Below are 12,130 nucleotides of genomic sequence, written 5' to 3'. Positions count from 1 at the left end.
GGTAAGGGGCGGCCGGGTAGGGGGCGATGGTGGCCGGTCCGGTCGCCGCCACGGCGGCCGCTGGTCCCCGCGCCCACGGAGCCCGGGCGTCGCGTCGGGCCCGGCCCCAGGCGACGAGGTAGGCCAGCGCCGCCATGGGGACCAGCATGATCGCCAGTGACTTCGTCAGAAGGGCGAGGCCGACGAAGACCCCCGTCCAGGCCGCGGTGCGCAGGGAGGTGTCCCCGCGCAGCACGTAGACGATCGAGACCGTGGCCAGGCCGCTGGTCAGAACCAGCAGGTTGTCGTTGTTGACGCTGGATCCGATGTGGGTGAGCTGGGGGATCCCGAGCGGTACCAGGGCGGCACAGATCCCCGCCACCCGGCTGCCACCGCTGAGCCGGTTCGCCCCGGCCCAGGCGAGCAACGGCAACGGCGCGACCATTGCCACGCTGACCAGGCGCAGGATCCCGATGATCTTGTCCCAGCGCAGGTGGTCGCCACCGCCGGGGACGGCCTTGAGAATCATGGCGTCAACCCAGTAGTACAGCGGGGGATGCTGCACGAGCTGCTGGATGCCACCCTTCGGCGCCGGCGTCCGGTCCAACTCCTCCCAGCTGGGACGATCGTGGCGGGGGACGGCGTCGGCCGCGGTGAACGGGCCGGCGGACAGGTCGCGGGGCCGCTCCTTGGATCCATAGGGGGCGGCCATGATCGCCCCTACGCCACCCTGCGTCACGATCGTACGGCCCGGATGCGGCCAGCCCTTGCCCTCGACGAGCCGCATCACAGCGTCCACGTGGTTCGGTTCGTCGGGCGCATGGTACTGCGGCATCATCACCGACCAGCCGGCCAGCAGCGCGGTGAAGAGCAGAGTGATCACCCAGATGGCCGCAGGGGTGGTGCGGAGAATCCCCCACGGCCGGAAGCGCGTCCCCACCGGGAACACGTCTCCGCCGGCCTCGGCGTCGGCGCGGGCCGTTGCGGTCGAATCCACAGAGTCACCCACGAGTGGCAGAGTCCCATCGGACGAAGGTGGAGTCATGCTACGGATCCCCGATTCCCCGTCGGCATCATGGGTGCCCTCCTCCCGTCAGCCCTGGTCGCGCACGGTGGTGTGGGTGCTTCCGGGCTGGTATCCAGACCGTTGTCGCGGTGTTCCCGGACTGGCGGTGTTCCCGGACCGGCGGTGTTCCCGGACCGGCGACGTCACAGCCTGCAACCATCATCGTGACCGCTCGAGGGCTGGTTCACCGTTATTGAATCGGGGGATCGAGGCGGATGTCTTCGGCTATCCGGATGCAAAGTCAGCCGGATAGCACGGATAGCAGGATCTGTCGAATAGCAGGATCTGTCGGATTTGGGCGAGGCGAAGATTCCGGTTTTAGGCGTGGCCGCGGAGCTGTCCGCGTGGCACGCGGGCAGCCGAGGCCCGACGTCCGGAGCGCGCGATCCGGGCGCCGGATCAGCGCCAGGAGTCGATGTGGCCGACGATCTTCGCGGGGGATCCGGCGGCGACGGCCTTGGGCGGCACGTCCCGGGTCACCACCGAGCCCGCGGCGACGACGGCGCTCTCGCCGACCGTCACGCCCTTGAGCACGATAGCCCCCGTGCCGATCCAGGCCCGGTCCTCCAGCACAATCGGCCCGCTCATCGGCTGCTCCACGCCGTCGACGACCATCGGATGGAAGTCGTTGTCGAGTAGCTGGGTGTCCCACGAGACGTTGCAGCGGGCGCCGATCGAGACGCGTTCGCGCACGAGGATCTTGGCGAACCCGTTGATGTTCGCCCCGGGGCCGAGTTCCAGTACGCCCGAGTCGACGACGATCCGCACGCCCCGCTGCAGCGACACGACACCTTCGCAGCGCAGGCGGCCCTCGGGATGCACCCGGATGATCGAGGTGTCGCGCCGGGTCGACAGTCCGAACGCGCCGAGCCCCACCCGCAGCGCTGCGCCCTCGGCGAACTCGATGCGTTCCCGGCCTTCGATCACGGTGGGGGAACCGGTCCAGATCGGTTGCCTGTACGCGAGCGGGTAACGCAGCCCGGCCACGAACGAGCGGGCTGAGGTCTCCTGCGCCGCCCGCAGCGAACGAACGTGCCGCACATACTCCCGCAGATCACTTCTGAACGCACCCACGGAGCAACAGTAGGCGCTGCCCCGGTGGCCGGGACCGCCCGGCTGTCGGCTCGCCGGGGCGGGCATGCCACTCTAGAGTCGTGCGCGAGCCCTCGACGGAGCGTGCACCATCGCCACGGACCGGCGATCGGGGCGGGAACTGACGACGTCGGGCCGCCAGGACGCCGGCCCGGGACGCCGCTGGGCCGGAACGACGACCGGGAGCCACACCGACGTGAGTGTCAGCGCCATCCACCGACCTGAACATCCGCAGGCCGGCACCCCAGTGCGGGCGGCTTCCGGGGACGGCGTCGCTGCCGCCGGTCCGGACACCCCCTACGTGACCATCGTGCTGCCCTGCTACAACGAGCAGGACCATGTGGTGCTCGAACTCGAGCGCATCACCGCCGCGATGGACGGGAGCGGTTACTCCTACGAAGTCTTGGCGATCGACGACAAGTCGACTGACAACACGCTCGCGGTGCTGCGCGAGGTGGCCCCGCGGTTCCCGTGCATGCGGGTGATGCCGTTCCGCCGCAACGGTGGTTCCGGCACGGCCCGCCGGATCGGGACCCAGGAGGCCCGCGGCAAGATCGTCGTCTGGACCGACGCCGACATGACGTACCCGAACGAGCGCATCCCGGAGTTCGTCCGTTACCTGGACGACAACCTCGACGTCGACCAGGTCGTCGGGGCGCGCCGCACCGAGGAGGGCACTCACAAGTGGGCCCGGGTGCCGGCGAAATGGTTCATCCGGATAATCGCCCAGCGGCTGTCCGGCATGAAGATTCCCGACCTCAACTCCGGGCTTCGCGCCTTCCGCCGGGACGTTTCTCTGCCCTATCTGCGGCTACTGCCCCCCGGTTTCTCCTGCGTCACCACGATCACGATGTCCTTCCTGTCGAACCAGCATCCGGTGGATTACCTCCCGATTGATTACGCAAAACGGTCCGGAACGTCGAAGTTCCATCCCTTCCGGGACGCGCGGCGTTACATCCTTCAGGTGCTGCGGATGGTGATGTACTTCGATCCGATCAAGGTTCTTATGCCGGTCGCCCTGTGGATCATGGGTTTGGGTTTTGTCAAGCTGATCGTGGACGTGATCCGCTACGACTTCCATGTGGCGACGTCGACGCTGCTGGCGATTCTGGTCGGCTTCCAGATCGTCGTGCTGGCCTTGATCGGCGATCTGGTGGCCCGCTCGCGCAGCGACACCTGACCGGCGTGCGCATCGCGATCGTCGGTCCGACCCATCCCTACAAGGGGGGGATCGCGCAGCACACCACCGAGCTTGCGCACCGGCTGTCGGCGCGGGGCCACGAGGTGGCGGTCGAGTCCTGGTCGGCGCAATACCCCGCGCGGCTCTATCCCGGCGTGCAGCGCGTCGCCGAGCCCGAGATGGAGCCGTTCGAGGTCACCCGCTACCCGTTGTCGTGGCGCAGACCGGATGGGTGGATCCGGCTCGGCAGGCGCCTGCGGCGGCAGGCCGACGCGGTGATCCTGGTCGTCGTCACTCCCGTGCAGGCCCCGGCGTACCTGGGCGTCCTCGGCGCACTGCGGGCCCCGGGGCTGCGGGCCCGGGGGCTGCGCGGCCGGGGCACGGGTTCCGGGCGAGCGGGTTCCGGAGGCGCGGGTCCCACGGTCGTGGCACTCTGCCACAACGTCCTGCCGCACGAGCGCCGGGCCGTGGACGAACCGCTGACCAGTGCGGTGCTGCGCCGGTCGTCGGCTGTTCTCGTCCATACGCCGGCCCAGGCGGAGCTCGCCGCGTGCCTCACCCCCGCTCCGGTCCTGGTGGCCGAGATGGCCACGCACCTGTGGTCCTCGCGTCTGCCGTCCTCGGGTCCGTCCTCCTCGGGTCCGTCCTCCTCGGGTCTGCCGTCCTCGCCGCCCGGGCCGGCCGCCGGCCGCGGTGGGCCATCCGCCGACGTCACCCGGCGCAATCTGCTGTTCTTCGGGCTGGTGCGGCCGTACAAGGGACTGGACGTCCTGCTGCGGGCGTTGGCCCGCGGGCCGGCGGACGTCCGTCTCACCGTCGCCGGCGAGTTCTGGGGCGGGACGGGGGAGACCGCCCGGCTGGTCGAGGAGCTCGGCCTGGCCACCCGGGTGGACCTGCGGTCGGGCTATGTCGACGCGGCGGAGGTGCCCGCGCTGTTCGCCGGTGCCGACGCCCTGGTGCTTCCCTACCGGGCCGGAACGGCGTCGCAGAACGTCGATCTCGCGCACCTGCACGGCGTGCCGGTCGTGGCGACCACGGTGGGAACACTCGCCACCACGGTCCGCGACGGTGTGGACGGTCTACTCGTGCCGCCCGACGACGCGGAGGCGCTGGCGGTGGCGCTGCGGCGGCTCTACGAGCCCGGCGTGCTCGCCGGGCTGCGCTCGAAGGTCATACCGCCGGACATCGACGGGGCGTGGGAGCGTTACCTTGATGTGACGTTGGGCGCGCTTGGGCACACCTGAGCCGTGGCGTATGCGCGAGTCACGGCCCATCCATGGGTCACGGCCCATCCATGGATCGTGGACCACGCGTGAATCGTGGACTCGGAAGGCGGACTGGAATGAGCAAGGCTGACCGGATGGGCCGGGCTGACCGGACGGGCGGGGCCGACCTGTGAGCCCGGTGCGGGACGACGCCCTCGCCTTCGTGGGCCATCAGGTACATGTCATGCGTCGCCGGGAGGTCGGCACCCTGCTGTCGTGGGCGGGGGAACTGGCCGGGCGCACCCTGCTCGATGTGGCCGGCGGTGACGGCTACTGGGCCGGCCAGGCCGTCCGTCGCGGGGCTCGGGCGGTGTGCCTCGACCTCGCCCGGCACAAGCTGCAGTTCGGTCGCCGGCTGCGCGGGCATCCCGGGCTCGTCGAGGGGGACGCCTTGGCGCTGCCGTTCGCCGCGGCCACGTTCGACGTCGTCATGTCGGTCTGCGCCATCGAGCACTTCGACGATGGGCCGGCCGCGCTTGCCGAGATGGCGCGGGTGCTGCGTCCGGGTGGCGACCTGGTGATGTCTGCCGACGCCCTCACCCGGGCGGCGTCCTGGCCGGATCTGTTCGACCGGCACCGCGAGCGCTACCACGTCAGGCACACCTATTCCGGCGACCATCTCGCCAAGCTGCTCGACGATGTCGGGCTCGAGGTCATTCGGCAGACGTACATGTTCCGCAGCGAACGCGCCGAGCGGCTCTACCTGACCTTGTCCGCCAAGGGCGGCAGGACGGGATGGAACGCCGCGGCCGTGCTCTCGCCGGCCGTCGCCCTGTCGGACCGGCGGGCTCCCGACACCGCGGGCAGCGTCGTACTCACCCACGCCCGCAAACGGGAGGGCTGAACGATGGCGTCCGCCGGCCGGTCGGCACGCCCGGGCCCCGGCCGTGAACCGCGCCGGCAGCCGGAGCACGGGCCGCGGACGGGCCCGCCGCCGCCCCCCACCTCCCTGCGTAACCAGCGCATCCTCGCCGTCGTCCTGACCGTGCTGCTGTTCGGGCTGATCGTGGCCGGGACGGGTGCCGGGTTCGCGCTCTTCGGCCATCGGGGCTGGGGATACCTGGTCGGCGGGATCTCCTGCGCCGTGATGGCACTCGCGGCCCTGCGCGCCTGCGGCCGCTGACCCCGCCGGCCCACCGGCCCCGGCTGTCCGGGGACCGGGCCGGCTGCCCGGGAATGGAGGAGGCAGGGGCAGACTGTGACCCGTGCGTGTGGGTTTCCTTGTCGAGCAGCTGCTCGCGCCGGTTCCTGGCGGGACCGGGCGCTACTCCGCCGAGCTCGCGGCGGCGCTCGCCCGCACCGCCGCCCCCGAGGACCGGGTGACCGGGTGGTGTGCCGGGCGCCGGGAGGTCGGTCCGGCCGTGCTGCCCGGCGTCTTCGGCCCGTTCCGACTTGGTCTGCCTCGCCGCGCACTCGCCGTGGCCTGGGCGCGTGGCGTGGGTCCGGCCCCGACAGGGGTGGACGTCATTCACGCTCCGACCCTGCTGGTGCCACCCGCGGGTGGTACCCGGGGGTTCGTGACCGGTTCGGTGGCGGACGCCCTGCGCGCCCTCGACGACCGGACCGGTTCTCGGACCGGGTCCCGGCGCGGGCGACGGTCCGGTGGCTCCCGGCGTTCTCCGGATTATCGGCGCTCTCTTGGTTATCGGCGCTCTCCTGGTTATGTGGACTCATCTCCACCTTCCGGACTTTCCGGCGCGCCGCCCCGTCCGTCGCTGGCTTCCTGGGCCTCCGGAACCGTCGCGCCGGCCCTGGGCGATTCCCTGGACCGGCGCCGGCCGCGCCCGAAGCTCGTCGTGACGATCCACGACGCCGTTCCCTGGACGCATCCCGAGACCCTGACCCCGCACGGGGTCCGGTGGCACCGGCTGATGGGCGAACGGGCCGCACGCCACGCCGACGCGATCGTCGTGCCGACGCTCGCGGTGGCGGCCGAGATCGCCCGGCATCTGCCGATCCCCGAAGACCGCCTGCACGCGATCGGGGAGGGAGTCGCCGACGCCGTGGTCCGGGTTCCGCCCGATGCCGACGCCCGCGCCGCGCGGATGGGGCTACCCCCTCCAGGGCGTTATCTACTCACCCTCGCCACGCTCGAACCCCGTAAGGGCCTCGACACCGCGCTCGCGGCGCTGCGACGACCGGGCGATCCGGGCCTGCCGTTGGTCCACGTCGGCGCGACCGGCTGGGGTGGGCTGGACGTGCGCGCGGCGGCGGCCAGGCACGGTCTGGGCGCGGACCGGGTGCGCACCCTTGGGCGGCTCAGTGACGAGGATCTCGCCGTGGTCCTGTCCCGTGCGGGCGTACTGCTCGCGCCGAGCCGGTCGGAGGGCTTCGGGCTGCCGGTCGTCGAGGCGATGGCGCACGGTGTGCCGGTCATCGTCTCGGATGCCCCCGCGCTGGTCGAGGTCGGTGGGGACGCCGCCGTGGTAGTCGGGGTGGACGACCCGGCCGCGCTGGGCGCCGCGGTGGCGAAGGTCATGGGCGATCCGGGCCTGCGGGGGCGGCTGTCGGAGTCTGGACGCCTTCGTGCCCGGTCATTTACCTGGAAAGGGGCAGCACTGGCGACGTGGGCGCTCTACCGTCGAGTCAGCGGTTCCCCCGCCGTGTCCGTCGCCGACGACGGGCGGGCGTAGTGTTGCCCCCGTTGAGAAGCAAGCGGTCACCGTGAAGCAAGCGACCACCCCGTCGCGGGTGGCGCGTCAGGGAGGGAGCGCCGTGGGACCCCGGGTGCTCGTCGACGCCACTTCGGTCCCGGCCGACCGTGGTGGCGTGGGGCGTTATGTCGACGGGTTGGTCGCGGCGCTGGGCGCGACCGGCGCGGACATGGCGCTCGTCTGCCAACGGTCGGATGAGGAACGCTACAGCCGGATGGCCCCACACGCCACCGTTCTGTCCGGGCCGGCGGCCATCGCCCACCGGCCCGCGCGGTTGGCCTGGGAACAGACCGGGCTGCCACTGGTTGCCGAACAGGTGAATGCCGATGTCATCCATTCACCGCACTACACGATGCCGTTGCGGGCGCACCAGCCCGTGTGCGTGACGATTCACGACGTCACCTTCTTCACCGAGCCCGACATGCACACCGCGGTGAAGGGCACGTTCTTCCGGTCCGCGATGCGCACCGCGGTGCGCCGGGCGGTCCGGATCATCGTCCCCTCGAAGGCCACCCGGGACGAGCTGGTGCGGGTGCTCGACGGGGAGCCGACGACCACCGACGTCGCCTACCACGGCGTCGACACGTCGACCTTCCATCCGCCGACCGAGGAGGACAAGCGGCGGGTGCGCCGCCGGCTCGGGCTCGGCGACTCGCGCTACGTCGCGTTCCTCGGGATGTTGGAGCCGCGCAAGAACGTGCCGAACCTCATCCGGGGCTGGGCCGAGGCGGTGCACTGGCGGGACGAGCCGCCCGCGCTCGTCCTGGCCGGCGGCTCCGGCTGGGACGACGACGTCGATGCCGCCGTCGCCTCGGTGCCGAGCCACCTGCGGGTGATCCGGCCGGGTTATCTGCGCTTCTCCGACCTGCCGGGCTATCTGGGAGGTTCGTCACTGGTGGCGTATCCCTCGCACGGTGAGGGCTTCGGGCTGCCGGTGCTGGAGGCGATGGCCTGCGGCGCCCCGGTTCTCACCACGCCGCGCCTGTCGCTGCCGGAAGTCGGCGGCGATGCCGTCGCCTACACCCAGCCGGACGCCGGCTCGATCGCCCGGGAGATGGGCGCCCTGCTCGATGACGCCGAGCGGCGCAGGCAGCTCGGTCAGGCCGGTCTCGCCCGGGCCCGGGAGTTCACCTGGGCGGCCAGCGCCGAGGCGCATCTCGCGAGCTACGCGCGGGCGGTCGCCGAGCGCTGAGGCGCCCGTCGGCCCGGCCCCGGGGCGAGGAACGCCGCAAAGGGCGCGCTACGGTCTCCTCGGTGCAAGGTGCCGTGCGTCGTCACGGGAACGTGTCGGGCGACCAGCGGTGGGCGAGAACGGGCGGGCGAGACATGGGTGTGGATCCGGAGATCCGGGTCGTCGTCGTGACCTTCCGGTCCGGGGAGGTGATCGGCGCCTTCCTCGACTCGCTGGCGAAGGCGACCACGCGGCCCTACGAGGTCGTCGTGGTGGACAACTCGCCGCACCTCGACGAGGGCACGAGGGCGGCCGCCGAGCGGGCCGAGGTGCGCCTGGTGCGCCCGGGTCGCAACCTCGGCTACGGCACCGCGGCCAACCGTGGTGCCGCCGGAGCCCGCGGGCCCTGGCTGGTGATCTCCAATGCCGACATCTCCTTCGCGCCCGGTGCGGTCGACGAACTGATTGCCGCGGCCGACCGCTGGCCGGGGGGCGGGGCCTTCGGCCCGGGGATCATCAATCCGGATGGGGCGCTCTACCCCTCGGCCCGGGACCTGCCCTCTCTCGGCCGCGGGGTGGGGCACGCCTTGTTCGGCTGGTGCTGGCCGACGAATCCGTGGACGGCCTCCTACCGGCGGGAGCGGGGCCTCCCCCGGGAGATGACCGCCGGCTGGTTGTCCGGTTCCTGCCAGCTGCTGCGCCGGGAGGCGTTCGAGGCGGTCGGCGGGTTCGACGAGTCCTACTTCATGTTCATGGAGGACGTCGACCTCGGCCGCCGCGTCGGCGAGGTGTCCTGGCGGTCGGTGTACGTGCCGTCCGCGGTGGTCGAGCACCTCGGCGGGCACTCGACGAAGCGGTCGTCACGGCGGATGGTGCTGGCTCATCACCGCAGCATGTTCCGCTACCTGTCCCGGCAGTACCCCGGCAACGCGCGCGCGCCGCTGCGGCTGCTGCTCGGGGTCGGTCTCGTGGTCCGGCTGCTGCTCGCGCTGATCTTCGCCCGGGACAGCGCGGGGGCGAAGGCGACCCGTTCCGCCGATCTGCTTCCCCGGGGCGGTGCCGCGCGGGGCGCCTGAGCGGATCGCGGCCGGCCGATGGCCGGCAGTCGAGTCGCTGGTAGTTGAGGATGTCCTGGATGTCCGAGATGTTTGGGATATCCGGGCGGCTCGGTGACCCCCGGTCCGACGCAACGTGTCGAAACCATGGCATGCCGTTCGTCGTATGGTCCCGACCCCGATCCGTTTTCAGCGCCCACCGCGTGTTCTGCGACACTGACGCCCCATGGACGCAGTGATGCTTGTCGGCGGTCAGGGGACCCGCCTGCGACCGCTCACGATGTCGGCACCGAAGCCGATGTTGCCGGTCGCGGGGGTGCCGGTCACCGCGCACATGCTGGCTCGCGCGCGAGACGCGGGAATCGACCGGGTGGTGCTCGCCACCTCGTACCGGGCGGAGGTCTTCGAGGAGTACTTCGGGGACGGCTCGGCGCACGGACTCCAGCTGGAGTACGTCACCGAGACCGAGCCGATGGGCACGGGCGGCGCGATCCGCAACGTGGCCGAGCGGCTCCACGGGGGACCGGACGATCCGGTCGTGATCTTCAACGGTGACATCCTCGCCGGTCTGGACCTCCAGGCCCTCGTCGCGCGGCACACGGGGACCGGCGCGGCGGTCACCCTGCATCTGACTCGGGTGGTGGACCCGCGTGCCTTCGGGGTCGTGCCCGTCGACGACGATGGTCGCGTCACCGCCTTCCTGGAGAAGACCCCGGACCCGCCCACCAATCTGATCAACGCCGGGTGCTACGTGTTCCGGCGGTCCGTCATCGACACGATCCCGACGGGACGACCGGTCTCGGTCGAGCGGGAGACCTTCCCGGGACTGCTGGCCGCCGGCACGACGGTCATGGGTTACCCGGATGACACCTACTGGCTCGACCTCGGAACTCCCGCGGCGTTCGTGCAGGGCAGTCGCGATCTGGTGACCGGCCGGATGGCGTCGTCGGCGCTGCCGGGGCCGGTCGGGGACTGCCTGGTGCTGCCCGGTGCTGTCGTGGCCGCCGACGCCAAGATCGGTGGCGGGGCGACCGTCGGGACCGGCGCGTGGGTCGGCGCGGGTGCCGCGATCGACGGTGCCGTGCTGTTCGACGGTGCGGTCATCGAGGCCGGGGCGGTCGTGCGGGACAGCGTGATCGGTCGGGACGCGGTGATCGGCTCCGGTGTCGCGCTCGACGGGGTGGTCATCGGCGACGGGGCACGGATCGAGCGAGGCAACGAGCTGCGGTCCGGGGCGCGCGTGTTCCCCGGAGCCGTCCTCTCGGCGGGCGCTGTGCGATTCAGCTCGGACCGCACCTGAGCGCAGCCGACCGGTTGCGGGCGGCGGCGGACCACTGGTAGCGCCGCCGCCTCTCCTCACGACGCGGCGGCTGCGGCCCGTCCGGGCGGAACAAACACCGCCCGCTGAATGCGGCGATTCCGCGCCGTGGCCGAGGACAATCGCACTCATGAGGTTCAGCGTGGAACGCGACGCGTTCGCCGACGCGACCGGCTGGGCCGCTCGGCATCTACCCAACCGGCCGGGCCCGGCCCGGAACGTCCTGACCGGCATCCTGCTCACCGCGGGCCATGGCGCCCCGGCGTCGGCGCCCGCCGCGGTTCCCCTGCCGTCGGGTTCCGCGGCGTCTCCCGGTTCCGCGGCGTCTCCCGGTTCCGCGGCGCGCCAGGGGCCGGCCACGGCCTCGGTCCTGACGATCTGCGCGTACGACACGGAGGTGGCGGTGCGGGCTCCGGTCGCGGCCTCGGTGGACGAACCGGGGCGGGTGCTGGTGCCCGGCCGGCTCCTCACGGACATCGTGCGCAGCCTGCCCGCGACGACGGTCGGCGTCGTGGTCGACGGTGACCGGCTGGTCCTGCGCTGCGGCAGCGTCCGTTTCACCGTGCCGTTGATGGACCCGGGCGAGTACCCGAAGCTCCCCAGCTTTCCCGGACCGATCGGCGAGGTGGACACGCTCGGGTTTGCGTCCGCGGTCGGTCAGGTCGCCCCGGCGGCCGGCCGGGACGAGACCATGCCCGTGCTCACCGTGGTCCGGATGGAGATCTCCGGGCGCGGGCTGACCCTCGCTGCCACCGACCGGTACCGGCTCGCGGTACGCGGCATACCCTGGCAGCCGACAGTCGACGATCCGTGGGCGCTCGCGCACGTGCCCGCCAAGGTTCTCGCCGAGGTGGCCCGCACGCCGACGTCGGCCTCCCGCATCATGATTGGCCTGGACCTCGACGATCCGTCCGGCGCCCGGCTCGGCCTCGCCGCCGGCGGCCGGCAGACCATCGTCCGACTCATCGAAGGGACGTTTCCCAACTACCGCAAGCTCCTGCCCGAGGCGGCCGCGCTCGTCGTCACCGCGCAGACCGCGGCGCTCGCCGCGGCGGTCCGCCGGGTGGCTGTCGTCGCCACCCGCACCGGGCCGCTGCGGTTCACGTTCACCCGCGACCAGGTCGTCGCCGAGGCCGGGGACGGCGGTGGCGCACAGGCCAGCGAGACGATTCCGGTCGAGTACGCAGGTCCCGAGCTCTCGGTGCTGTTCAACCCGTCCTACCTGCTGGACGGGCTCGGTGCCGTCGAGGACGATCAGGCGACGATCGGGTTCGTCGACGCCGATCCGGCCGAGGCCGTCCAGCAGGTAGGACGGGTTGAACAGCACCGAGAGCTCGGGACCTGCGTACT

At 71.9% G+C, this 12,130-nt stretch carries 11 protein-coding genes; 9 read left to right on the top strand and 2 right to left on the bottom strand.

The window, feature by feature from the left end; all coding sequences use genetic code 11:
* Nucleotides 1-1,024, bottom strand: a 1,024-nt coding sequence (locus tag AC08OV_RS20120; RefSeq protein ID WP_476620106.1) for an ArnT family glycosyltransferase, incomplete at its 3' end; no start/stop codon positions are given.
* Nucleotides 1,025-1,444: 420 nt separating this feature from the next.
* The gene (locus AC08OV_RS20115; protein WP_476614312.1) at nucleotides 1,445-2,119 is read right to left on the bottom strand and encodes an acyltransferase; all 675 of its coding nucleotides are present in this window, start codon (nucleotides 2,117-2,119) and stop codon (nucleotides 1,445-1,447) included.
* Between the two features lie 214 nt (nucleotides 2,120-2,333).
* Between AC08OV_RS20115 and AC08OV_RS20110 the strand changes: the two genes are divergently transcribed.
* From AC08OV_RS20110 to dnaN, 9 genes are all read left to right on the top strand, one after another.
* Complete coding sequence (locus tag AC08OV_RS20110) at nucleotides 2,334-3,317, top strand: glycosyltransferase family 2 protein (RefSeq protein ID WP_476614311.1); 984 nt, start codon at nucleotides 2,334-2,336, stop codon at nucleotides 3,315-3,317.
* 5 nt (nucleotides 3,318-3,322) lie between these two features.
* Nucleotides 3,323-4,561, top strand: coding sequence for a glycosyltransferase (locus AC08OV_RS20105; protein WP_476614310.1), 1,239 nt, complete (start codon nucleotides 3,323-3,325; stop codon nucleotides 4,559-4,561).
* A 151-nt stretch (nucleotides 4,562-4,712) separates the two neighbouring features.
* Nucleotides 4,713-5,426 (top strand): class I SAM-dependent methyltransferase, encoded by a 714-nt coding sequence (locus tag AC08OV_RS20100; RefSeq protein ID WP_476598944.1) that lies wholly within the window; start codon nucleotides 4,713-4,715, stop codon nucleotides 5,424-5,426.
* Nucleotides 5,427-5,429: 3 nt separating this feature from the next.
* Nucleotides 5,430-5,705 carry a hypothetical protein gene (locus AC08OV_RS20095; protein WP_476614308.1) on the top strand — a complete coding sequence of 92 codons (276 nt, stop codon included), beginning with the start codon at nucleotides 5,430-5,432 and terminating at the stop codon, nucleotides 5,703-5,705.
* Between the two features lie 82 nt (nucleotides 5,706-5,787).
* Complete coding sequence (locus AC08OV_RS20090; RefSeq protein WP_476614307.1) at nucleotides 5,788-7,215, top strand: glycosyltransferase family 4 protein; 1,428 nt, start codon at nucleotides 5,788-5,790, stop codon at nucleotides 7,213-7,215.
* Nucleotides 7,216-7,297: 82 nt separating this feature from the next.
* Nucleotides 7,298-8,428 (top strand): glycosyltransferase family 4 protein, encoded by a 1,131-nt coding sequence (locus tag AC08OV_RS20085; RefSeq protein ID WP_476593615.1) that lies wholly within the window; start codon nucleotides 7,298-7,300, stop codon nucleotides 8,426-8,428.
* Nucleotides 8,429-8,562: 134 nt separating this feature from the next.
* Entirely contained in the window at nucleotides 8,563-9,483 is a 921-nt protein-coding gene (locus AC08OV_RS20080) for a glycosyltransferase family 2 protein (RefSeq protein ID WP_476620105.1), read from the top strand.
* 205 nt (nucleotides 9,484-9,688) lie between these two features.
* Nucleotides 9,689-10,762, top strand: a complete 1,074-nt coding sequence (manB, locus tag AC08OV_RS20075; protein ID WP_476620104.1) for a mannose-1-phosphate guanylyltransferase — start codon at nucleotides 9,689-9,691, stop codon at nucleotides 10,760-10,762.
* 148 nt (nucleotides 10,763-10,910) lie between these two features.
* A partial coding sequence (gene dnaN, locus AC08OV_RS20070) for a DNA polymerase III subunit beta (protein WP_476620103.1) occupies nucleotides 10,911-12,130 on the top strand: 1,220 nt, incomplete at its 3' end.

This window comes from Frankia sp. CeTa3Moorea, assembly GCF_978021225.1.
The sequence above is the reverse complement of the archived record's forward strand: the minus strand, read 5'-3'. Positions and strand labels throughout refer to the sequence as shown.